We start from the raw sequence: 22,712 nt of genomic DNA, 5'->3' as shown, positions 1-22,712 counted from the left end.
TGATACGCTTATACTTGGTAATCAGAAGCTAAAGTTATTGCACTTGCAATTAGTGTCTAATTCCTCGCGTGTTTCAAGCTCCTCAATCAGAAGATCTATGTTATCAACGTCAAAATTCTGGTTTAATTCCTGCATCATTATCACCTCGATTGGCTTATTTGAAAAGTATAATAATCAGTAATAATTTGTCGTTATTATGTAATCTATGTTTCGTGAAGTTCTTATCGAAAAACAGAGCTTCTTTCATAAAAAACCTAAACATGAGAACTACAGCAGATCTGTTATCGATCGCTTATCTGCTGCGATTCAAATAGTGTTTAATATATTATTGCATAGGTTACATACAGCTTTATCATAATGCACTAAAGCATTATGCCTGATTAGTGTTATCATTAACTCCGCATCCACTCTGGCATCCGCACTTTAACTCTTCACGTGCTTCGAGTTCTTCGATAAGAAGATCCATGTTCTCTGCATCGTAATTCTTATTAAGCTCCTGCATTTTTTCACCCCCTTTTTTCATCAATACCGCAGAAATGCAATTGATGAAAAAAGCCTAAAACCGGTTAATAAAAATGGATATAACAAGCTTTATTTAAACTATACGCTCTTCTTTTCAGTCAACAAACTCGCTGCAAACATCAACTGCAACCTTGTTGAAGATCTCCTGAAATTCGTCGCATAATCCGGTGAAAATGCTTCCGTTGACGATATTTGCATGTGCGGCACATCCGCCGCCGCAGAAAAATGCATATGTACATCTGCTGCATTTTTCAATATTGCCTACGTTTCTCTCGGACCACCTTTTATAATTGTCGTTAAAAACAAATTCAGCATTTTCTGTATCAATAGTTCCTATGATCTTATGTTCTTCTCCTGCAGAATCCCAGCAAGCATAAATATTCTTAAATGGATCAACAACAAACATATTGAATCCCGCCCGGCAGTATACGTTGTTGATAGCCGCAAATGTATGCTCTTTGATCATATTTCTGATGGAATCCGATATAAGGAAATACTGGCTGTTCAGGTGCTTTCGGTCAAATTCAATATTATTCTCTGCACAGGCAGAAATAATCTCGCCCATCAGTTCCAGATCCGAATACTGATTTTCAAGGAGCTCATAACACTTGTGCGTAGCCTTGAAATAATAATTGAAATTACTGTAATTGATCCAGCCCTTTTCGCAGTAATACGCTATCAGCTTTTTTATTTCGGATACATTTTTCTTATTGACATTAGTTCTTAAAAAGATATTTATCCCGTTCTTTAATGCCAGTTCAACGTTCTCTGTTATCTTATCAAATGAGCCTTTTCCTCCTGCAAGGAATCTTCTCTGGTCATGTGCCTCACCAACACCGTCAAGTGTGATCTGGACAGAAGAGAAATTATTGTTTTTTATCAGCTCGATATAGTGCTCCAGATCATATCCGTTGGTAATGCACGATAAACGAATATCACGTTCTGCAGCTTTTTCACAGACGTATTCTACGATTTTGTAGTTGTTCTTCAAGAAAGGCTCTCCGCCAAAAAAACAGATATCATGAAGATTTCTGCCCTCAGCTTTAATTTTGTCGACATAGCGGAATACCGCGTCAACAATTTCGGGTGTCATGGTACTTCCGAGTACCTTGGCCCCCATATCCTGTATTTTCTTCTCAAAACAGTATTCACAGCGGAAATTACAATTATAAGTAGGTATAATTGTCAGGGAGAGATCATTATTCTTTTTTGTAGAAATAATATCAGAGATCTTTTTGAACTTTGTATGTTCCTCTTCCTGATCCAGGCATGTAATATAGCCTCTCTTTTTCAAGGAGACTAACACATTTTCATCAAATCTTTCTTCGATAATTGCACCATTATTTTCATCACGGCAAAAAATAATCGAATCATAGATCGCTTTATCAACAACATCAAACGATCCATACATTCCCTGAACAAGTAAAAATTTACCTTTTTTCATTGCCAGATAGATATTATAGCTGCTTAATCTGTACATAACACTTCATCACCTAACTTGTTAAAATTCATAATGCAATTAAATCCATATTTCTTAGTAATACTTATAAGCACGCATAAACAGCATTTACCATAAGAATATCTTCCGAAAAGGATATTCTTAAGCGCTGTTTTTCATGCATTGATATGGTAGCAGATCAATTTGTAAAACTATGATTGATTTGTATTATTCAGAATATAGACTAATTTGTTCCTTATTATTGCATGGAGTAAACTTAAATATAAAACTGTATGTTTTCAACTTCTGTTTAAAAGTTAAATAGTGTCTACTCAACAACCAACCATTTCGAAAAGGCACTTATTTTCAATATCAAAAACAAAAAATGACAGGATAAATTTGATAAAGCACAAAAGCATCGCCGCAAGGCGGTCAATGTTCATTGCAATTATGCTGAGAACTATCGATGCTTTTGTTGTATCTTCTCTTTTCGTGAGCAGCAGACCAAGACCGAATTTGCGCTTTGCGAGACTAAACTTTCGCTCCACTTCTATTCGGTCGGTGTTATCCTGATAGGGCTTGAGGAGAGACTATATATAAAACCAATAATTAGAATCTGTTTTAAGTGACGCAAAAAAATTCATATACAATAATACACTATTTTAATAAAAAAGTCAAGAGAATTATAGTAAACCCACCATATTATTTATATTACAACATATTTAGACTTGTATATATAGACAATTTATAAATCATTTATATAAAGCAATTTTCAGTTTGGGATACCATTTACAATCGGGTTGGGGGCAAACCACATTTAATCAATAAAAATCCCGAAACGGCTACGTTTCGGGGTTTATGTAAGTTCATCTCTAAAAAGATGGCACCCGAAAAACAGCTGTTTTTCGGACTTTGTCAAAACAATCATATCATTAAATAAATGCAACTGTTTTTTCGCTTTGTAGATTTAGTTCCATTTGTGAATGGCACATGGAACTTTTTGTTTTATTCAGAACAGATTAAGTATACCGTCAAGAAAGATATCTTCACGGACAGTAAGTGAATATGTATCATCTACTAGTCTCCTTATAGCTTTCTTTCTGCCCATAAAGCAGCTCATACTGTCTCGTTAATCGTTCTTTCGCCTGCTCACGCAGCTTCTCGGGACCGAGTATCTCTATAACAGGAACGAAGCTGAGCAGCATTATAAGCACTTCTGTCTCGTCCTGTTCATCGTACCAAAGCTCAACGGTATACTGACCTGTTTCAAGATCCCGTACAGTATGCTTCTCATAGGGAGCAAATTCCAGCATAAAACGCTCTACGCCGTTTCTCTCGTTGGTCACTCTTATGACAGCAGGCTCTTTTCACTTACGGCTGCTGAAATAATCGTCCATAGCCACAGTTGTACGGAATACGCGCCCCGTGTCGGTTATCTCATCTATTCTGCCAATATTGATAAGACCGCTGTTCTTTATTTTATCATTGCTGAGCCGATATACAAAACGAAAGGCAGCCCACATGGGCTGCTAATTAATCGTTTTATTCTAAATTACCTAAACGAAAATTTATATATTTCTACTTCAATATGCTCTGAATCTAAGATCAAATAATGCTCAAAATCAGCAAAAATATAGCGATTCAATATTGAAAAAAATAATCCAATATGATATACTATTTTAAAAGGGGGATATTGACGTGGTTTTATCTGATAATCCTATGATAATTTGTTAAAGATGTGGTAAACAATTTCAAATTGATAAGAATATTATCGAATGCAACTCGTTTTCTAATGGCGAATTTGGAATGGGAGTAAGCATTGAACATGATTTTATTTATGAATCAGAATGCATACGATGCGGTAATCAATTTGGCTTTACTATAAGAGGTTATGAATATCCGTTAGGTGCGATTGATTTTGATGATTGCAATGCTTGGGGATGTGATGTTAGGTATTCACTTTCAATAGATCCAGATTACTTTGATTTTGATATTCCTGAAGAATGTGAAGAGTGGATAGCTGATGACATTACGCGACTAATTGAACAAATAAGAATAAACCCTTCTACTATTTATAGAATCTCAGATAGACGATTTGAAGAATTAGTTGCTGAAGTGTTTTCCAGAAATGGATATATTGTTGAGTTAACTCCTCCTCAGAAAGATGGAGGAAAAGATGTCATTGCAACAAAAAATATTTCTGGCGTTCCAATTTGTTTATATATTGAGTGTAAGCACTATAATCCTGATCATTCAGTCGGTGTAAATATAGTAAGATCTGCAGCAGGTGTAAGGCAACATGATAGAGTTAATAAAGCAATTATTATTACCACATCGCGTTTCACAAGAGGTGCTCATAGATTTGCCGCAGAAGAGGAACACCTAATTCAACTGATGGATTTAGAAGATTTTCTTAATCTATTAAAATATACGTAAATCTACTTTATAAAAAAAGGAGAATAAGATGTCTTCGTTAGCAATATATAGAATCACTCCACCTAACGATTTTGCCGAATTTGAAAAAAACGTGTAAGGATTTCCTTCAAAAAAGTATTCTGCTGATACTCAACTTTGGGGTAGAAAAGGGCAATCACAAAACGGTGTTGACATACTAGTTCAATTACAAAACCACACATACATTTTTTGCGCAATGTAAGAATGTTAAAAGCGTATCTACATCAAAGTTGAATGATTGGATTGCCGATGCTGAAGAATGCACAATAAAAATGAATGAGTTTATAATTATGGTGGCAATTGAAAATGATGTTACATTACAAGAACATATTTGCAATATATCTTTAAAACGTATTGAACAAGGGAAATGGCCTGTTAAGATTTTGTTCTGGGATGATATTGTTCATTCAATCAAAAGCGATCAAACTATGCTGCGTTTGTATTATCCTGAATTATATCAGGGACACATAGAAGTACTAGCAGAAGCTTCTATGGATGCTTGTCAGAAATACCCTACAATAATTCAAAATGCACACGAATTACGAAAACTCTTTTTTACAGAAGCTGTAGCTCAAAGAATAGAGGAATTCCTTGAGTGCGATCCAACTTATGGAATACCACTTGATTTAACGAATAGTGCGAATGTCTGTGTTTATGCTATTCGAAAACTTTTTCAAAGATCACCTATGCTTATCGATTCCAATTCATATGCTCTTATTAACGCTTTTCTCAATAGTCTTAATAAATATCATACCGCAAATAAAGAAAGTGATATAAAAGAGGTTGAAAAACTTCGAAAAGAAGTTATTGAAAAGTATGAAGAAATAAAAGAGGAATCTTTAATATAGTAGTATTCTCCAAATAAAACTTTATTCCCATATGTTTTTGATAGTTAATAATAGGATACGATGAACGTTGATCAGCTATGGACAAGAAATAACTAATACATATCAAATACCGTAGCCATAAAGCTGCGGCATTTTTATACTTACTATTAGAATCTGATATTTCAATATCTTAAAAAATTCTTGTTTTTTATATTGACTATTTTCTTCGATCTATGTTATAATTACAATATATATTATGTTTTATATACGAACACTCATTCAAAATTCGTATAATTTTTTATTGAATCCAACCGAATAATGCGTTTTAATTCAAGTACGATGTATTTGATATAAATGTCAGTAAAATTAATGTATCATCACCAAATGTCAAAATATTAGTGATATCTCATTATGTTCAACGTAATTAGTTGAATATTATAATTGGCGTAATTTACAAAATCGCTGAAAGAATGATATCAATTTCTTCAGTTAGATATTCTGCTAGAAGATAATTATTCAGAAGCAAATGTTCGCAAGAAAATACATATACAGGATTCTATAGATGAAATAAATAATGCTTTGAAAGAAATGCATGAAACACGTAAAACAATTCATGATTTATCTGAGGAATATAGAATACTACTTGCAAAACGTGAAATGATGGAGAACCAAAACAATGATGATTCTGTTCGAGCAACACTAAAAGAAATGAAATCTCAATTTGTAGATTATCTATATCTTTTTGGTTATGGCAGTATAAATGATAAGGACAGAATAGATATTTCTCCGGTCACGCTTTTACCCAGTATAAATGATTTTGATATGAAATTCGGGTCTTCTGCAAGTGATAATGTCAGGATGATATGGGCGTTTACTCTTTCTATTTTAAAACAATCTCAAACGACTAATTACTGCTTGAATTTTGCAGTCTTTGATGAACCTAAACAGCAAAGCATCGTTAATAAAGACTTTTCCGAATTCATAGCACAGGCTTTTCAGACGTGCAATAGTACTAACTGCCAGATTATTCTCGGCGTTACTGCCAAAGACGAAACTGAGCAATCTGTTGTGGCTAATGCTAAAAAAAATGGTGCTCACATTATTAGTATAATCGGAAAAGCCTTTAAACCGTTAGTTTGATTATCTTCAGATGAATTAAAGTCATAACTCGAGCGTGTTAACCGTGGTTAACTACGAATTCTATAATACTAAAAAACACCTGCTGATACAGGGCGGTAAATAGAGAAATAAAAACACAATTGATGTATAATTGATGTATAAATCGCATTTTTGGCATATAATCAAAAAATATAACTGCTCGCAAGATGGTACATAATCGATCCTGTGAGCAGTTTTATATTACCGATATAAGGCTATATTTAGACAAAAATTAAAGGCACTATATTCTGCAATATAGTGCCAAAATTCTGTAAGTTCATCTCTAAAAAGATGACGCCAGAAAAGCAGCTATTTTTCGAGCTTTGTCAAAGCAATCATATCATAAAAATATATGTAACATTTTTTTCACTTTGTATATTCAGCTCCATGTGTGAATGGCACATGGAGCTTTTGTTTTATTCTGAAACGATCTGGCTTGCTGTCAATATTGATTTTTTAACGGACAATACAGCTGCGTTACATAGCCTTGATCTGAAACTTTGAGCCTTCGCTCTTTTTCAGTTTTTCAATACCACGAAGAATACTGTCAATTTGAGCCTGAATAGTCATAACCTGCCGTTCCTTTGAAACAGGTATCATATAGAGTACTTTGAATCCAGTAGATGCAAAATTGAATTCACATAAATCAATGATTGTTTCTTCGTCTCCCTGAGAGATAATACTGGATTCTTTGCTTAATTTGAGGAATAACAACTTCTTCTATGTTTTTAATCTTTTCCTCTCGTATTAGTTTCCATACATCCTCGATAGCCATTAAGAGAGTGTACCCATAGTATGTTATCATTCTTGCTGCGCGGGTAGATTCCTTAAATTCTCTTGTTTCAAGCTCTAATCCATCAGCACCCTTTTTTTCAATTTCACTCATAAGACGTTCGAGTTTATCTTTGTTCTTATTAAAGGCAGCAGGAACAATACACCAACTAAACAATCCCTTTGTCCATGATTTACTCAAATCAAAAATAATATCATCATATGCCTTCTCAGAAAGAATCTGATTATAGACGGCGAAGATGTCCTTAACCATTTTCTTGAATCTATTATCAACTACGCCCATATTGATGAAAGGAACTTTATCCCAAAAACCAGTTTCTGCCATTTTTTCGTATTTTGTAATAATAGATTCGCACTCTTCGCGCTTCAGAACAACTTTTATTTGCTGTCCTGCGATGAAACTGCCTTTAACAAAATCAGGAAGCATTTTCATAGTTTCATCTACAAGCAAATCCAAACCAAAGCTTGGAATTAATCCACCGCCACGAAAAGTCTTATCCTGAGCGAGTACTTCTATAACAGGAATGTCTGTTATTCCATTTTTGAAGTTAAGATTATTGATTTCGTTGACAAATTCATCATCTTCTTCGATACATTGAGTAATAACAATAATAAAAGGAACACCTATTGAATGAAGTTCTCTAACAAACTCCGCTTCCGTTGGTTGATATCTACTGCCTCCTTGATTTATGCAATACCAAATAGCATGAATATGATCAACTTGATCTTTAGATGCCTGTTCTTCAATGGTTTTTTTGATTTTTGTAATAGAAGCTTTAGTTTTTGATACACCACTGTTATCATTTCCTATTTCAAATCCTATAGAATCCCAAATCCTAACAGGAACATTTGGATTACGATATTCTTTGATTTCTTGAGTTACGGGTTTTCCTTTTCCTGTTGCTGCAAAATCCTTACCGAAAACTGCATTGATCAGCGTACTTTTACCTGCGCCAGTGATGCCAGCGATAATAATATTGGCTGTATCAAAAACATCATTAGTCTGAGTAATTTGATTTTCATTTGTACTCATAATATGTTACCTTCCTTTTCTTAGATTGAGTTGTTTTCTAATTCTTTCCGTCATTATTTTCTGATTACTAAGTTCGCTATATTTTGAATGTTTTACTGCATTTGAAAGTGCCTCAGCATATTGTTCTCCTGCAGCTTCAACATAGCCTCTTGCTACCGCTGAACTCAAAATTGGTACAACCATAAATGGTGTTGCTAATAAACCAACTATGATATGAGAGAAAATATTTGCAGCAAAATCTTCACTTGATGATAAACCATATAAGCCATGTAATTCCGCAACCATTTTTATACACAATCCATGTACAAAAGGAATGCATCCTCCCGGAAGCCATCCGATTTTCCCAGCTCTATCAACGTAGTCTTCAATACACGCTTTTGCCTTATCTTCATAATTCTTTATATACCATTCGCTTACTTCTAATTTTTGCTGTAAATCATTCAGCTTTGATTCAAGTACACGCACTTTCATTTTGTTGTATTCCGTTAATGAACGTCTAAGTAAGTCGTTTAAGCCATAAGCTGGAATGATTGTTCCGCCTCTTAATTGATAATCTTTTGCCAAGATGCGAGCCGTAACAACTTCGGGCATTTCTGTTTGAATGCTCTTTTCCAACTCTCCGATTTGATTATCAAGGCATTGTGTCATGACAATTACGAACGGAATTTCATACTCATACGATAACTTGCGTATCAAGTCAATCTCATAATCTTGAAAACGTGAACTTCTGTTGTTGATGCAAAACCATACAACATTTACATCAAATGTAGAAGATTGCATTTGTGATTTTCTCAAATGCTCTTCAATATCAATAAGAGTTGCTTGTGTAATCTTATCTGATAATTCAATTCCTACAGTATCATAAAGATTTAATGACCAAAAGTCGTTACCTAATCGGTAAGAGGTGGAATAGATTTGATTTTTTGTTGTTACTGCGGTTCCTTTTCCGGTTGGAGCAACTTCTTTTCTCATTATTGCATTAACTATAGTGCTTTTTCCATTACCGGATTGCCCCATAATAACTATGTTTGCATTCATAACATCACCACTAATCAAAATACAATTTTAATAGTTTGGTCTATAAGAGCTTCAAGCCCAAAAGCGGGAACAACGATCTCCTTCCTTATATAATCCTTTGCTAATACTGAAATTACAGGAATATCGCCTAATCCCTTGGCACTATTAGATTTGATTATTTCACTATCCAGTTTATCATCTTCTTCGACAGAATTTGTGAGAACAATTATCATAGGAACACCGAGCGAATGCAGTTTAATGAGTACATCATCCTCATACCTACTGGAGAGCGAATTGATGCAATACCATATAACACTTGGCTGATTACTTTTTATGATAGAGCCTATCTCAGAAACTATATTATCATTTTTTGCTGATTTAAGCTGAAGTCCGACTGTATCATAAATAACAATATTATCCGAATCATTGCTATATCTATCAGTTTTTGTGGTTACAGCCCGTCCACGCCCAGTTGCTGCGATATTCCATCCAAATATTGCATTGATAAGAGTACTTTTACCCGAACCAGTCATACCAGCAACAATAACACTTAATGGTTGTGATGTTTTAGTACTGTAATAAGAAGCAGGTGATAAAGGTGTTTCTTCAATAGGTGAAATTTCAATCAAATCAAAAGGTTCGTGAATGGCACCTTTTAAATCACTGAACATTTCGCCTACTACGCAGTTTGCATCAGGATTTAGATTAGCACAGTATAAAGCGGATTTGACAGCTTCGCCATTTTCTCTAACAATGCGCCTTTCTGAATCCCAAAGATAGAAATAGTTTTCCATTAAAGCACAAGTGTATGCAAGGAATCTACTTCTATTGGAAAAGCTTTGACAGAATAGCAAGATTCTTCCGACACTATCCTCTGGAAGTGCAAAGATCTCATCGGAATAAGTCTGAATATCAATTGTTTTTGAGAAATCAAATCCCATTTGTTCCATTGTCTCTTTAAGTTGAATCAGCTTTTTGGTATCTTTTGCTGTTCTGCTATCTATCAAAGACATGATATCGATAAGGCTAATTAATGGAGAATTAATATCAAACTTATTATTTCTTATCTCATTCAATAAAAAATAATAATTATCAACACTGATGATTTTTTCATTTAGTTTGTATGCAAGTTCATTTACCTCATCGACTACTACATCAAGGTCACGACGCACAACAGCAAGTGCTCTATAGAGATCATAAATGCACTCACTATGTTCGTTCATCATATTGTTCATTTTTATAAGTATTTGAACTGTATATTTAGTTAGCTGATCACGCTTAGCTTGCATTTCTTTGACAGTAGCTTTATTTTTTAGCGTCAGTCCGTACCAAATTCGCTCAAACCATCTCTGGTTTTTCATGTTTTCGTATGATGCTTCATTTCCTTCAATAATCGCTGTCATTCCTGCAACGATTTTACTGATTTCCTCATCAGAAGCATTCCTATAAGCGCTTACAAACTCATCAGCATTATTTTCAAGTTGCTTTGAAGTCAATACATCCATAGCTTTAAATCCCTTCTATGTAATTGTGTAAATCTTCAGTTTTTTTACCAAAAGCAATTTCACTTTGATTGATATAAGGGCGGAGCTTGTTTGAAATATCGTAATCAATACGTTTCCATTCAGATGTCGCACGCTCAAAAGCAAGCAGAAGCGGCTTATACTCATCTGAAAACTGTTTCTCGGCGTGTGCTTGCTTAACAAGCTCATAAAAGCCACCACCGAATATAAGCTTTTTAACTATATTAAGAATTGATGTGGCTATAATCGAACCAACAATAGCTCCTAATCCCGGAATAGGTATAAATATCTGTCCAGCAAATGCACCGACTGCACTTACAGCTGCTTCCGTAGCCACGCCAAGAATATTATACATGAAATCGTCTAATGTTATTTCATTACGATACAACTTAATAGCTTGCGTCGCTACACCTAATGTTGCGGAAACAATGGCGGCAGCGAGAGGCGCTGACATTTCGGCAACGTTAGTTAATGTATAAATTGCACCGCCAGAAACTCCACCTTTAATCGCTCCGATTCCTGTTTCCTTAAAAATCTGTTGCCAATCTTCCTTAGAGAGTTCTGACAGTTTTTTCTTTCTTCCTTTAAGTATGCCAATTAAAGTTGTTGTAAATGAGAGTACTGCTGATATAGCTGCTGCAATTCCTGCAGCTCGCAAACCTTCTTCGATGGAGGCTCTCGACATTCTCCAATATTCCTCTCTTTTCTGTCCGTCAACATCAATGATTTCTTGTTCTTTACCGTCAATTGTCTCGCCAGCATGGTTAAGCTGTACTTGATCATAATTAACTTGAGAAGGTGATATTAGTTCTGAAAAGCTTTTGCCTGTTTTTGCTTCAAGCTCATGAATTCTTGCTACAACATTTCTGGCAAGTCTACCACCTTCCGATGCAGGAAGGTTTGATAACTCTTTCGGTGATAGCTTCATCCAAACTTCAATCTGTTCGTAAAAATCTTTAGGTATACTGTATGTTCCTCCATTTTGTACGAAATCAGGATATTTTCCTAAATGTTCGAGCACAGCATCCATTGAAAGATTGCTTTGAACAAATTTTGATTGAACTGGCAAATTGTTTTTTAGATAATCTTCTGCTGCGGTTCTTCCTACCCCATCGAAAGAATAATTAGGATCTTCGCCTCTGATAAGTCTATCAGCATTGCCAAATCTTACATCGAATACTTCAGCTACTTCACCGTGTTTTGTTGCTGGTGATCCGAGAATATGATCTGGACTACCAAGGAACTCGCGTGCCAAATTAAGTTCGTTCATGGCGTTTTCAAAGTTAATATCCTGAATACGAATATTCTCTATATACTTTTCAATACGCATTTGATTAATGACATCCACTGCTCCGCCAATTCCTTGAACAGTGATATTATCAGTAGTATTAGACATAATGAACCTCCTTATTCTGATGTAACGTCTATCTAAGATTGCTTTTTCTCCTTTATTTGTTTTTGAGCAGTATCTATTTCATTATATTATATCACAATTTGTTCAAGATGTCAATATGCCACAAATTAATTCATAAACTTTTAGATACTTCGCATAGTATTATTTGATGTAATCTATACTTATGGTTTAAAGTTTATTCATATCTCAATTGCTCTTTAATGATAATTTGTATTGATGTGAAGAAAAAAGTGTATTCTCTATCGGAACAAAAAAGAAGGTCACGTAGGATTAAATATCCTTGTGACCTTCTTTTAATAATAGTCATCGGTATTTTGCAATGTCTTCAGATTGTATGCAATTGCTAAGCAAAGAACTTAAGAGACGGCATACAATAAGTGGCTATTTTTCGGACTTTGTCAAAACAATCATATCATAAAAATGTATGTAACGGTTTTCAATTTGTAAATCCTGCTCCATGTGTGAATTACACATGGAGCTTTTTTATTTTATCACTGTTTTTACTGAGCTGTTCAAAGGTAATTCCATATTTATATGCGATCTCGTGAGCATAGCTCTTTCCGTCTGGTTTTTTATAGCTTATCTTGAATGAGCGCTTTCCGTTGTTGTTTTCCATCACTACGCTGACTGCACCGTATCCAGAATCAGCTGCTTCGCTTATCTTATCAGCATTTTCAGCGAGTTCGTGCATGTGGGTATGTATCTGCCACAGGAGGCTCAAAAATCGTTAACAGCGGCTGTAGTTGCTCTCGGTGGTGTAGTTTCCCGAACTGCAACCAATGCCGTCAAAAACGGCTCACAAATCGCTGATAGTATTTCTATCACTTGGTTTTCTGGGAAACAAAAAAGGACTCGATTCCAGTTTTTTCACATTTCGTGAAAACCACTAAAACCGAGTCCGAAACTTTGTGTACTATTTTTTGCCGAAAAAATCGAGATTTGCCTGTATTTTGACCTATATTCACTCCAAAATTTTTCCTTGTGAGGGTTCAAATCCAGCCAGAGGCCTAAAATACCCCAATGTCATCCCTCATTTTTTCAAGAATTTTTTCGGAATTTGGATAGCAAAAAAGCCCGATATTTCGGGCTTTTTCCTGCATGTCATACTTTTAGTCATGCTAATATGGTTGCGGCGGCTGGATTTGAACCAACGACCTTCGGGTTATGAGCCCGACGAGCTACCTAGCTGCTCCACACCGCGATATATAGTGCAGTATCATCTGCGACTATATTAGTATACCACATTTGCAGTACGATGTCAACAGCAGAAAAGATATTTTTTTATTTTAACAATCCTTACAGTAGCCTTTCCATTTCGATACAGCTCCATAGCTCGCCGAATACTGGGAACTCCTCTGACGTTCCACACTCGGTGAAGCCTGCTGACCGATAGCAGTCCACAGCTGCGGTATTTTCGGAAAAAACGCCCAATGAAAGCCTTTTCGCATGAAGCACATTCTTCGCATAGTCTTTTGCCAGCTCCAGCATTTTCCTGCCAAGTCCCTGTCTGCGGCGGGAGCTGTCAACGATGACAAAGCCAAATCGAACCGCTGTTTTCCGGCTGTCAGCGAACCTCAGTATCAGGTGTCCCACTGGAATGCCGTTATCATCTTCGGCAGTCATGGGGAAGAAGTCACCATTTGCTGTGCAGGCACGATAATTCTCGATCAAATCAGCAGGAGCTATTGGGTATTTATCATACCTGTCGGCGCACCACATTCTGAACTCTCTTTCACTGCCGGTCCAACCAATGATATAATCCGCGTCGGTTTCTATGAACTCTCTGAGTACCATACATTCACCTCAAAGCCACTGTATAAACGCAGTCTTATCGCTGCTGTTATAGCCTGCATTCTCGTAAAAACGGAGAGTTCCTGCCTCTTTTGAGCCTGTCAGGAGCATCATCTTGTAGCAATTCTCCTTTACAGCGATGTCCCTTGCAAAGTCAAGGCAGGCGGAAGCAAGACCGCGGCGGCGATAGGGAGCGGAGGTGACCACATTCTCTATAAAAGCGTAGGGACGCTGTCCGCGGGTCAGGTTCGGTATGATGACGCAGACGCATGAAGCGGCGATAATTCCGTCCACATCGGCAACTATTATATGGTGGTCGGGGTCGCTGATTATTCTGTTCCATATTTTCATGAACCGCTGATCCTTTTCGGGAAACGGATTATCGTGAAGCTCCATATAAAGGGTCATGAGTCCGTCAAGGTCATTGTCCTCAAGCTCTCTGATGACAGCTTTTCCGCTGAGTTTCTTCATCATAAAAACATCTGCCCTTTCGTTTGAATTATATCTATCTGTGGGCATAAAGCCCATTTTTGTATAGAGCCGCATTGCTCTTTGGTAATCGGATACGGTATCCAGGAGCATCTGCGAAAAGCCGCTGTACTGCGCAAAGCTTATAGCAGTCTGTATAAGGCGGTACCCCAGCTTCTGACCGTGATACCTCTTATAAAGGTAAAGCCCCTTCAGCTCACACTGACTGTCATTAAGTCTTTTCACAGCCACGGTGCCGATGACTTCAACGCCGTCCATAAGGCACCAGAATCCCACAAAATTATTCTCAATATCTGCAAAAACAGCGTGTCTGCCCTGAGGCTCAAACGCCTTTCCCGACTCAGGGAACACTTTGCTGAAAAAGTCCATAACTCCGCTCAGCATACTGTCATTATATTTTATGATCCCGAAACCCATTGTTTACTCGTCTCCAAAATCTCTTTTTATTTTCGTCAGCTCATCTTCTCCTTTTTTGCGGAGCTTCTTCGCTAACCTGACATCTCCCATTATCTCTGCCGCAGCCGCAAGAGGAGCATAATCAACAGGAGCGAATTTACGGAACTTCTTTTTTATAAGGGGGCGGATCATCTCCCATATCTCAGCTCTTTCCTCTGCGCTGTCCCGTATGAGGCGGGCTCCGACTTTACTGCATGGTATTTCTTCGGAACTTAAAAGATTTATATGCTCCATAAAAACCTCCGCAGCCCTGTCGACTTCGCCCTTATCAGCCAGCATGAGGATATAGTGCTCCACAGCGCTGCAAAGATCCCACTCGTACTTGGGCGGCTCTGCAAGATAGGTCTCATATATGCCCGTAACAGCCTGTTCCCTGTCGCACATTCTTTTTGTAGCGTATTTGGCATAACTTTCAAGTTGTTTCAGTCCCTCAAGACCGAGGGGCTGCTCCTTGAAAATATCCACGAATTTGCAGGCGTAATCCTGTCTGCCCAGATCATCTGCCAGCCATATACAGTTCTCGAGAGTCAGCTCCTCAAGAGGCTTGAACCGCTTCATACTGTGATCCTTGTCATAGCCCAGCTCACAGTCAAAATTGGCATTCTTTGCCCTTTCAAAGAGAGCATCGTCCTCGGAACGCTGATATCTTCCGAGAAGACAGGTCAGCAGCTCCAGATTTACACCTACGCCCTGAAAGGACTCGTTCTCACGGGAAATGACCTCCGTCTCAAACAGTTCCCTGACAGCGTCTTCTATTTTCTCCGCCTGATAGCCCCCGTACATCAGCTCGTAGCACAGCCTTGTACGGTTGCTGTAATTCTTATCGGTGTCGCCGTATTCCTCGTCAGTCTCCTTACAGTAAAGATAATCCTCCTTGTCCCCCGAAAGGTATCTTTCAGCATCTTCCCGGCATTCGTTCATCATTTTGTGCAGTAATTCCTTGTAGTCCATTGCAGCTTCTCCAACAATCTTTCTGTGTTATTTTACTCTCTTTCCGCCGAAGGCGTGGATAGTCCTGGTGCCTGCCTTACAGCTTCCGCCCTGGAGGGTCCCACTTGGGATAAAGAGCTCGTCCCCTGCATGGAGGACTGTGGCTTCCCCGTTTATGGTGACGGTGTACTCCCCTTCCACGCAGATCATATACTCATCGTAGTCATGTACGTGCTCCTTTGACACCCTGTCGCAGGGATAGCTCCAGAAAGCCATCTGACTGCCGTCAGGAGCGGTATAGTAATATCCCTCAATATCGGGAGTATTCTGCTGCTCAGCGGGTATTCTGTTGGCAGCACGCTTCATAAAACCGGGAAATTCCTTCATAGTACCTCCTTGTCAGTCAAGCCTCAGCTCGCAGCCGCCCACGGGACGGACTGTCAGCACATAGCAGCAGCCTGCTCCGAATATACGCTCCATTTCCGTGGCGTAGTCAGTGGTGAGGTAATTCGGCACGAAAGCCTGTATAGTCCCTGCGAAGCCGCCGCCGTGGACTCTCACCGCTCCTGCCCCTCTGAGGAAGCGCTTGCTGAGCATAATTGCCAGAGTCACGGGCTGCACCTGCGGATCACCTGCTGAATAGAGATTTTGCAGCAGCTCAGCGGAGGAGGTGCCCGACTGCCCGACCAGCTCAAAGAAACGCTCTGTATCGCCGTCGGTGAGGGCTTCTGATTCCTGAGCTGCACGACTGTTCTCGGCGAAGAAGTGAGCAGCACGAAGCAGCGCCCTGTCGGTGCACTGCTGACGAAGAGCGGGAAGCTCCGCATAAAATCGCTCCTCATCGCATTCGCGGAGATACTCACCGCCCATAGCCTCAGCCACGGACTTCATTTCCGCTGCCACGGCGTCGTAATCCGCGGACAGGTCAGCGTGGCTGCCCCTTGTATCAGTGATGCAGACGGAATAGCCTGCCTTGTCAAAGTCGAAATGCAGCGAGGACATCTTCGGGGCGTCGGGCTCGGCAAAGTCGATGAATACCGCTCCTCCTTCGGCACAGACGGTCTGGTCCATGAGACCGCACGCCTTTCCGAAGTAGGCGTTCTCCGCGAACCTGCCTATCCTTGCAAGCTCCGCCGCAGATGCCTTTCCCTGGTTGTACTGCTCATTGATAATGGTCGCCGTCAGTATCTCGAAAGCTGCCGATGAGGAAAGTCCGCTGCCGCTGACTACCTCCGAGGTCATATAGGCGTCAAAACCGCCTATCTTCACGCCCATCTCCGCGAATTTTGCAGCTATGCCGCGGATAAGCGCCGCAGATGTCCCCTTCTCCGCAGCGTTGACCTCAAGGCTGCTCAGGTCTATCTCGTCCGCCATGTAGCCCTCTGAGCGGACGCGGACAACTCCCTCGTCGTGAAAGCTGACAACAGCGATAATGTCAAGGCTGACTGCCGCCGCCAGAACGCAGCCGTGCTGGTGGTCGGTGTGATTTCCGCCTATCTCTGTCCGCCCGGGAGCTGAGTAAACGTGTATCTCATCACACTCGGGGCACATCACCGAAAACTTCTCCGCAGCGCTGAGATAACGGGCTCTCGCCTTCAGCACCGCTCTTTCGGAGGCTCCGTAAAGCCTTCGGAACTGGTCATCAAATCTTCCGTCGGATATGCCGCTGATAAGCTCATGAATATTCATAGTCTCATCTCCTTTTAAGCTATCATTTAAGTATCCCCTGTCTGCACATAAGCAGATACCTTCGTATTATCGGTCTTGCTTCCTTCATTTTCACAGGCAGTCCGTGGCCTGTCGCCAGCCATTCGGGAGAGATCTCCAGTATCCTCTCCAGAGACCTTGCCATGGCGGTCAGAGATGTGGCATGAGGCGTAATGTCGGGCTTGCCCCACATTGCTGTAAAGGAATCTCCGCAGTAGAGCACGCCCTCTGACAGCACTCCCACAGAGCCGAGAGTGTGTCCCGGAAGAGGAACAGTCACGGCGTCGAAGCCCAGCTCCCTGAGAATATTTCTGTCGCCGCTGCCGATGAGTATATCCGGGGTATATGGGCGGGTGCTGAAAAGCTTCATCCTGCCGCAGACATTCTGCTGTATATTGCGGAGCCTGTAACGGCGCAGGGAAGCCTTCACGGGCTGTCTGCCGTAATGACCGATAAGCTCCCTGTCACGCTCGCCGAGAATGATCTCCGCGCCTGTTTCGCGGCGGAGCCTTTCCGCGCTGCCGTCGTGGTCGACGTGGGCATGAGTGAGGAAGATATAGCGTATATCAAGGTCAGCAATGTACTCCGAGAGCCTTTTGTATATAAAGGGCATTCCCGTATCTATGAGCATATCCCCGTCCCTGCCCCTGAGGACATAGCAGGTCATGGGACTGTTTGCCACAGAGGCGCAGAAGTAACGGATATTGCCGAATTGCATTGTACGTTCAGTAATTATTTTCATGGTCTGCCTCCTTTTTTACTTAATTATACACCCGAAAAGCCGCCTATTCTATAACTTTATGTAAACTTTGCCATGTAGAAAAAACAGGGCAGAAATAGTGCATTTTCACGAAAATCCCGTTTTTTTCATTTTGCACTTGACGGCGGCATACTTTTACTGTATAATTTAATTAACACATCACCATCAGCTTAAATTTAAGGAGATCATTATGGCGGATATTAAGATGATCGGCAGTGACCTGCCCTCTATCCCCTGGCAGGAAAAGCCTGCCGGCTGTACCGCTCCCGTGTGGAGATACAGCGAAAATCCCATAATCGGCAGAAATCCCCTGCCCGATGTTGCAAGGATATTCAACAGCGCAGTCATGCCCTATGAAGACGGCTTTATTGGAGTCTTCCGCGGCGAACAGCGCAACGGTATCCCGCACATCTACCTCGGCAGGAGCAAGGACGCGATCCACTGGGAGTTTGCCCCCGAGAAGATACCCTTCACCGACGAGACGGGCGAACCATTCATGCCCAGATACGCCTACGATCCCCGTCTTGTAAAGGTAGAGGACACATACTACATCATGTGGTGTCAGGACGCTTACGGTCCCACCATCGGCATCGCAGAGACAAAGGATTTCAGGACCTTCAGACGCCTTGAAAATCCCTATCTCCCCTACAACCGCAACGCTGTGCTCTTCCCCAGAAAGATAAACGGCAACTTCGTTATGCTGTCCCGTCCCTGTGACAACGGACACACAGCCTTTGGCGATATATTCATCTCCGAAAGCCCCGATATGGAGTTCTGGGGACGTCACCGCCATGTCATGGGGCGCTCCGAAAACTGGTGGGAGAACCTGAAAATCGGCGGAGGAGCCGCTCCCATCGAGACCGACAAGGGCTGGCTCATGTTCTACCACGGAGTAGTCAACACCTGCAACGGCTATGTTTACAGCATAGGTGCTGCCATACTTGACATAAACGAGCCCTCAAAGGTACTCCACCGCTGTGAGAACTATATCCTCACCCCCGAGGAGTGGTATGAGGAGCGGGGCTTTGTTCCCAATGTGTGCTTCCCCTGTGCAACTCTCACCGACGCCGCAACAGGACGCATCGCCATTTACTACGGCTGCGCGGACAGCTATGTGGGAGTAGCCTTCACTACCGCAGAGACCATATATGACTACATTCTCGCCCACGATAAACTCTGGGAGGGAGACGACACCATCGGCAGAAGATAACATCATTCCATCACTCATAACGAATATAGCAAAGCCCCGAAACGCAGCGTTTCGGGGCTTCTACTTTCCGCAGCCTTGTCAGCGGCGGTAGTTATTGTAATTATAGTTGTTGCGATAGCCGTAATTACCGGAATAGCCATAGTCGGCTCTCGCCTGCTTTTTGTCCTTATGACGGCAGATAAGCACCATTATCAGAGTCATTATCGCTCCAAGGACACCGGTGTCAAGGAACACGCACCTGAGAAATCTGAACCGCAGAACAGTCACCATAGCCTGATCTCCGCTTGTCTCAACTCTCTTTGCGGCTATAACGCCGATACCGTAATTCTTGTCAAGATCATTCTGCTCACCTGTGAACTCAGCCTTGCTCACAAGCTCCTTTGCAAACCTGTCAGACTTGCGCTCACCTTCCTTTGCCACCTTCATCTTAAGGTAAAGGCTGCTCTGTGAGTGGAACTTGTCACTGTTGTCATGGTAGATATAGGTCTTATCGCTGTTTATCACTTCTCCGCTCACCGGGAAGTCAAAAGCTGCGATCTCCTGACCGCCCTCGTGGAGCAGTGTTATCCTTGCAGGATATACCACGAAATCCTCGTCGACTGTATAGGAATCCAGCCTTAACAGTATATCGTCGCCTGTTTCGAGTATTTTCAGTATTTCCCCCGAGCCGTCGAGCTTTACCAGCTCTTTGATGTCAACAACTCCCACAGAGCTTTTGAAATGATCCAGTCCCTGGTCATTGTCCTCGAAGGCGACTGCGTAAATGCCCTCGGAAAGCCTGCTCAGACCGCTGTCGTTGAACATTATCACAGACTGATCCATCTGTATGTTCATGAAATAAAATGTGGAAGTGAAGCCGCTCTTGAGGTCAAGGCAGGTATTATCCAGCATTTCGCGCAGAAAAAGTCCCGAAAGGCCGTTGGTCTTGTTGGCCTCATCCGGCTCCTTTGGCTCGGGATGTATCATTCTGTTGACCTTTACCGAGTAGCCCGTCATCGCGTCCGTCATCCTATTCACAATGACCTTGTCCACAATCAGTGAACCGACCGCATTGACGACAAAGAATATGCCTGTCAGAAGCACAAACCAGATGATAGTTCTCTTCAGCAATTTCATAGGAAAAATCCCCCTTTCATGATGCCCCGACATCATTGACATGATTATATACCATTACGTAAAAAAAGTCAATACTTCTTACTTCAGCCCATTATCTTCGTCAATTTTACTAAGGGGTATTCCGTCAAATTGATGAAAACGGGAATTTTTTATTGTAATTGTGCACAAATATCGGCGTTGAAAATTGTCCGTTATGTGCTATCCTTGCGAATTTCACTGTGCTATTCTGCATTTTCGCAAAAAATACTTGCAGTTTTTTGTGAATTGTGATAAAATAGAGTGATACTGGAAAATGACAATAGATTTTTCAAGGATACTATTTAAAAGGAGAACAATATGGCAAAGATAAAAGCTGCCGTTATTTTCGGCGGCACAGCACGAGAGCATGACCTTTCCCTGGCGTCTGCCGCAGAGGTCATAAGCAGTATCCCGAGAGATAAATATGAGGTGATCTGCATCGGCATCACCCGTAAGGGACGCTGGCTCTATTTCCCCGGCGACGCCGAAAGCATTGCTGACGGCACCTGGGATCAGGATCCCGACTGCACCTCCGCATTCATCTCCCCCGACCCCCTCCACAGAGGTATCATCACCATCGAGAACGGTGAGACCTCGCTGAAAAAGATAGACGTGGTATTTCCCGTACTCATGGGAAAAAGAGGCGGCGACGGCACTATACAGGGGCTTCTGGACCTTTCCGGCATCCCCTATGTTGGCAGCGGAGTACTGGCTTCGGCTTCATGTATGGACAAGTCCCACACCCACATGGTAATGGACGATTACGATATTCTCACCGCTCCCTGGCGGCTCATAACCCAGCGTGAGATAAATCACCTGGACGAAAAATGCACCGCTATCGCTTCGGAGCTGGGCTTTCCGCTGGTGGTAAAGCCCGCAAACAGCGGCAGCAACGCAGGAGTGAGCTTTGCACACAACGGAGATGAACTCCTTGCAGCGGTAAAGCTGGCATTCTCCAGCGACAACAAGGTGGTCATCGAGAAGTATATCAGCGGACGCAAGCTTGAGGCAGCTGTCTTCGGCTATGATTCGCCGGTCTGCTCGGCTGTGGGCGAGATAAAAGACCCCGACGTCCCCTATGACCCCAATAACTTCAACGTAAGCACAGGCGACGACCTGACTATCCCCGCCGACCTTCCCAAGGACATCGAGAGAAGGGTCACGGAGACAGCGGTCACAGCCTTCAAGGCACTGGGCTGCAAGGGAATGGCAAGAGTTGACCTGTTCCTGACGGACAGCGGAGAGCTCCTGCTGAACAAGATAGGCACCATGCCCGGGCTCAGAAAGAACAGTGTTTTCCCCAGACTTATGGAGGAGCTGGGCTACTCACACGATGAGCTCGTAGACGGGCTCATGGAACAGGCTATGGACAACGCCGACAGGACTTACTGAGCCATAAACCACAGTATTACACCGGTAATCAGATACCGATAATCATTCCGTCGGGCAAGCCGAGGAAAAATGTGCGTAACAGCCGTGCGACATTGCTTCGCTCGTCACACTACTTCTCAGGGAAGGCGCTGCCTCCCCTCGCACACCCCTCTGCTCAAGGGAGAGCCTCCCTTGAGAATCCCGATGCTGCGGCTTCGCCGCTCTTTTATAAATTATTAAGGAGACTGCTTTGAAAAATAACGTTTTGATCTCACTGACGAGTATCCAGTGGCAGGAAGACGAAAAAAACGAAACTGAGCTGCTCACCAAAGCCAGAATGACCCACGAGAACGGCTGGGATATAATCTCCTATGAGGATACCTCCGCCACGGGCTTCGATGGCTCGGTGACCACCATCAAGGTGGACGACAACAAGAACGCTTCCATTACCCGCGAGGGAACGGCAAACTCCGTCCTCTCTCTGGAGATAGGACGCAAACACTTCTGCCAGTACGGAACTCCCTACGGCAACCTTCAGATCGGCGTATACACCCACGCTATCGATAACACCTTAGCCGAAAACGGAAGGCTCTACCTTAAATATACTCTTGATATAAATTCCTCGTATCTATCTGATAACGAGATAATAATGACAGTACAGGCTCAGAACTGAGTCAAAAAGAAAG

Annotated in this window: 22 protein-coding genes, 1 tRNA gene and 2 pseudogenes; 6 read left to right on the top strand and 19 right to left on the bottom strand. The window is 41.5% G+C overall.

The window, feature by feature from the left end; translation table 11 throughout:
• Positions 1 to 370: 370 nt before the first annotated feature.
• The 5 genes and pseudogenes from T488_RS19870 to T488_RS20135 all read right to left on the bottom strand — a co-directional run bounded on the left by T488_RS19870 (position 371) and on the right by T488_RS20135 (position 3,483).
• Positions 371 to 526 carry a hypothetical protein gene (locus T488_RS19870; RefSeq protein ID WP_196243308.1) on the bottom strand — a complete coding sequence of 52 codons (156 nt, stop codon included), beginning with the start codon at positions 524 to 526 and terminating at the stop codon, positions 371 to 373.
• Positions 527 to 616: 90 nt separating this feature from the next.
• Positions 617 to 2,002: a radical SAM/SPASM domain-containing protein gene (locus T488_RS0111290; protein ID WP_028520896.1), complete on the bottom strand. Its 1,386-nt coding sequence runs from the start codon at positions 2,000 to 2,002 to the stop codon at positions 617 to 619.
• Between the two features lie 290 nt (positions 2,003 to 2,292).
• A pseudogene (locus tag T488_RS20145) lies at positions 2,293 to 2,535 on the bottom strand (hypothetical protein); the annotation flags it as partial.
• Positions 2,536 to 3,030: 495 nt separating this feature from the next.
• Positions 3,031 to 3,306 carry a WYL domain-containing protein gene (locus T488_RS20140; protein WP_028520894.1) on the bottom strand — a complete coding sequence of 92 codons (276 nt, stop codon included), beginning with the start codon at positions 3,304 to 3,306 and terminating at the stop codon, positions 3,031 to 3,033.
• Between the two features lie 21 nt (positions 3,307 to 3,327).
• The gene (locus tag T488_RS20135; RefSeq protein ID WP_242838336.1) at positions 3,328 to 3,483 is read right to left on the bottom strand and encodes a hypothetical protein; all 156 of its coding nucleotides are present in this window, start codon (positions 3,481 to 3,483) and stop codon (positions 3,328 to 3,330) included.
• 283 nt (positions 3,484 to 3,766) lie between these two features.
• Between T488_RS20135 and T488_RS18855 the strand changes: the two genes are divergently transcribed.
• From T488_RS18855 to T488_RS0111260, 3 genes are all read left to right on the top strand, one after another.
• Entirely contained in the window at positions 3,767 to 4,396 is a 630-nt protein-coding gene (locus T488_RS18855) for a restriction endonuclease (protein WP_051536429.1), read from the top strand.
• A gap of 290 nt (positions 4,397 to 4,686) precedes the next feature.
• The gene (locus tag T488_RS0111265; RefSeq protein WP_196243307.1) at positions 4,687 to 5,262 is read left to right on the top strand and encodes a hypothetical protein; all 576 of its coding nucleotides are present in this window, start codon (positions 4,687 to 4,689) and stop codon (positions 5,260 to 5,262) included.
• 558 nt (positions 5,263 to 5,820) lie between these two features.
• Positions 5,821 to 6,381: a hypothetical protein gene (locus T488_RS0111260; protein WP_155267203.1), complete on the top strand. Its 561-nt coding sequence runs from the start codon at positions 5,821 to 5,823 to the stop codon at positions 6,379 to 6,381.
• Between the two features lie 664 nt (positions 6,382 to 7,045).
• On the opposite strand, the gene T488_RS0111250 is transcribed toward T488_RS0111260, so the two are convergent.
• From T488_RS0111250 to T488_RS0111195, 13 genes and pseudogenes are all read right to left on the bottom strand, one after another.
• Positions 7,046 to 8,224, bottom strand: a complete 1,179-nt coding sequence (locus T488_RS0111250) for a GTPase (protein ID WP_028520891.1) — start codon at positions 8,222 to 8,224, stop codon at positions 7,046 to 7,048.
• Between the two features lie 6 nt (positions 8,225 to 8,230).
• The gene (locus tag T488_RS0111245; protein ID WP_028520890.1) at positions 8,231 to 9,262 is read right to left on the bottom strand and encodes a GTPase domain-containing protein; all 1,032 of its coding nucleotides are present in this window, start codon (positions 9,260 to 9,262) and stop codon (positions 8,231 to 8,233) included.
• A gap of 14 nt (positions 9,263 to 9,276) precedes the next feature.
• Positions 9,277 to 10,746: a GTPase gene (locus tag T488_RS0111240; protein ID WP_028520889.1), complete on the bottom strand. Its 1,470-nt coding sequence runs from the start codon at positions 10,744 to 10,746 to the stop codon at positions 9,277 to 9,279.
• A gap of 4 nt (positions 10,747 to 10,750) precedes the next feature.
• A complete protein-coding gene (locus tag T488_RS0111235; RefSeq protein WP_028520888.1) occupies positions 10,751 to 12,160 on the bottom strand; it encodes an MgtC/SapB family protein in 1,410 nt (469 codons plus the stop codon).
• 484 nt (positions 12,161 to 12,644) lie between these two features.
• Positions 12,645 to 12,869, bottom strand: a complete 225-nt coding sequence (locus T488_RS0111230) for a hypothetical protein (protein ID WP_028520887.1) — start codon at positions 12,867 to 12,869, stop codon at positions 12,645 to 12,647.
• Between the two features lie 433 nt (positions 12,870 to 13,302).
• Positions 13,303 to 13,379 (bottom strand) — tRNA-Met (locus tag T488_RS0111225).
• 95 nt (positions 13,380 to 13,474) lie between these two features.
• A complete protein-coding gene (locus T488_RS0111220) occupies positions 13,475 to 13,972 on the bottom strand; it encodes a GNAT family N-acetyltransferase (RefSeq protein WP_028520886.1) in 498 nt (165 codons plus the stop codon).
• 9 nt (positions 13,973 to 13,981) lie between these two features.
• A complete protein-coding gene (locus tag T488_RS20130) occupies positions 13,982 to 14,440 on the bottom strand; it encodes a GNAT family N-acetyltransferase (RefSeq protein ID WP_037298105.1) in 459 nt (152 codons plus the stop codon).
• A 3-nt stretch (positions 14,441 to 14,443) separates the two neighbouring features.
• A pseudogene (locus T488_RS20125) lies at positions 14,444 to 14,827 on the bottom strand (GNAT family N-acetyltransferase); the annotation flags it as partial.
• Positions 14,828 to 14,878: 51 nt separating this feature from the next.
• The gene (locus tag T488_RS0111210) at positions 14,879 to 15,865 is read right to left on the bottom strand and encodes a hypothetical protein (RefSeq protein ID WP_028520884.1); all 987 of its coding nucleotides are present in this window, start codon (positions 15,863 to 15,865) and stop codon (positions 14,879 to 14,881) included.
• Between the two features lie 27 nt (positions 15,866 to 15,892).
• Entirely contained in the window at positions 15,893 to 16,231 is a 339-nt protein-coding gene (locus T488_RS0111205; RefSeq protein ID WP_028520883.1) for a cupin domain-containing protein, read from the bottom strand.
• A 12-nt stretch (positions 16,232 to 16,243) separates the two neighbouring features.
• Positions 16,244 to 17,533 carry a galactokinase gene (locus tag T488_RS0111200; protein ID WP_028520882.1) on the bottom strand — a complete coding sequence of 430 codons (1,290 nt, stop codon included), beginning with the start codon at positions 17,531 to 17,533 and terminating at the stop codon, positions 16,244 to 16,246.
• 22 nt (positions 17,534 to 17,555) lie between these two features.
• Positions 17,556 to 18,293, bottom strand: coding sequence for an MBL fold metallo-hydrolase (locus T488_RS0111195; RefSeq protein WP_028520881.1), 738 nt, complete (start codon positions 18,291 to 18,293; stop codon positions 17,556 to 17,558).
• A 208-nt stretch (positions 18,294 to 18,501) separates the two neighbouring features.
• Between T488_RS0111195 and T488_RS0111190 the strand changes: the two genes are divergently transcribed.
• A complete protein-coding gene (locus tag T488_RS0111190; RefSeq protein WP_028520880.1) occupies positions 18,502 to 19,521 on the top strand; it encodes a glycoside hydrolase family 130 protein in 1,020 nt (339 codons plus the stop codon).
• A 78-nt stretch (positions 19,522 to 19,599) separates the two neighbouring features.
• On the opposite strand, the gene T488_RS0111185 is transcribed toward T488_RS0111190, so the two are convergent.
• The gene (locus T488_RS0111185) at positions 19,600 to 20,637 is read right to left on the bottom strand and encodes a hypothetical protein (RefSeq protein WP_028520879.1); all 1,038 of its coding nucleotides are present in this window, start codon (positions 20,635 to 20,637) and stop codon (positions 19,600 to 19,602) included.
• Positions 20,638 to 20,973: 336 nt separating this feature from the next.
• Here T488_RS0111185 and T488_RS0111180 point away from each other — a divergent pair, with 336 nt between their 5' ends.
• Entirely contained in the window at positions 20,974 to 22,047 is a 1,074-nt protein-coding gene (locus tag T488_RS0111180; RefSeq protein ID WP_028520878.1) for a D-alanine--D-alanine ligase family protein, read from the top strand.
• A 229-nt stretch (positions 22,048 to 22,276) separates the two neighbouring features.
• Positions 22,277 to 22,699 (top strand): DUF1934 domain-containing protein, encoded by a 423-nt coding sequence (locus T488_RS0111175; RefSeq protein WP_028520877.1) that lies wholly within the window; start codon positions 22,277 to 22,279, stop codon positions 22,697 to 22,699.
• Positions 22,700 to 22,712 lie beyond the last annotated feature (13 nt).

The sequence above is a fragment of the Ruminococcus flavefaciens ND2009 genome (assembly GCF_000621785.1).
In the GTDB taxonomy this organism is placed as follows: domain Bacteria; phylum Bacillota; class Clostridia; order Oscillospirales; family Ruminococcaceae; genus Ruminococcus; species Ruminococcus flavefaciens_C.
Note: the sequence above shows the minus strand (reverse complement) of the source record. Positions and strands in the feature narration are given on the sequence as shown.

Coding starts and splice junctions, on each gene's coding strand:
- T488_RS0111210 (WP_028520884.1), bottom strand. CDS start 15,865: ATGGACTACAAGGAATTACTGCACAAAATGATGAACGAATGCCGGGAA.
- T488_RS18855 (WP_051536429.1), top strand. CDS start 3,767: ATGGGAGTAAGCATTGAACATGATTTTATTTATGAATCAGAATGCATA.
- T488_RS0111200 (WP_028520882.1), bottom strand. CDS start 17,533: ATGAATATTCATGAGCTTATCAGCGGCATATCCGACGGAAGATTTGAT.
- T488_RS0111220 (WP_028520886.1), bottom strand. CDS start 13,972: ATGGTACTCAGAGAGTTCATAGAAACCGACGCGGATTATATCATTGGT.
- T488_RS0111290 (WP_028520896.1), bottom strand. CDS start 2,002: ATGTACAGATTAAGCAGCTATAATATCTATCTGGCAATGAAAAAAGGT.
- T488_RS0111205 (WP_028520883.1), bottom strand. CDS start 16,231: ATGAAGGAATTTCCCGGTTTTATGAAGCGTGCTGCCAACAGAATACCC.
- T488_RS0111235 (WP_028520888.1), bottom strand. CDS start 12,160: ATGTCTAATACTACTGATAATATCACTGTTCAAGGAATTGGCGGAGCA.
- T488_RS0111245 (WP_028520890.1), bottom strand. CDS start 9,262: ATGAATGCAAACATAGTTATTATGGGGCAATCCGGTAATGGAAAAAGC.
- T488_RS0111250 (WP_028520891.1), bottom strand. CDS start 8,224: ATGAGTACAAATGAAAATCAAATTACTCAGACTAATGATGTTTTTGAT.
- T488_RS0111240 (WP_028520889.1), bottom strand. CDS start 10,746: ATGGATGTATTGACTTCAAAGCAACTTGAAAATAATGCTGATGAGTTT.
- T488_RS20130 (WP_037298105.1), bottom strand. CDS start 14,440: ATGAAGAAACTCAGCGGAAAAGCTGTCATCAGAGAGCTTGAGGACAAT.
- T488_RS0111265 (WP_196243307.1), top strand. CDS start 4,687: ATGAATGAGTTTATAATTATGGTGGCAATTGAAAATGATGTTACATTA.
- T488_RS0111185 (WP_028520879.1), bottom strand. CDS start 20,637: ATGAAATTGCTGAAGAGAACTATCATCTGGTTTGTGCTTCTGACAGGC.
- T488_RS0111180 (WP_028520878.1), top strand. CDS start 20,974: ATGGCAAAGATAAAAGCTGCCGTTATTTTCGGCGGCACAGCACGAGAG.
- T488_RS0111195 (WP_028520881.1), bottom strand. CDS start 18,293: ATGAAAATAATTACTGAACGTACAATGCAATTCGGCAATATCCGTTAC.
- T488_RS0111230 (WP_028520887.1), bottom strand. CDS start 12,869: ATGCACGAACTCGCTGAAAATGCTGATAAGATAAGCGAAGCAGCTGAT.
- T488_RS0111190 (WP_028520880.1), top strand. CDS start 18,502: ATGGCGGATATTAAGATGATCGGCAGTGACCTGCCCTCTATCCCCTGG.
- T488_RS20135 (WP_242838336.1), bottom strand. CDS start 3,483: ATGTGGGCTGCCTTTCGTTTTGTATATCGGCTCAGCAATGATAAAATA.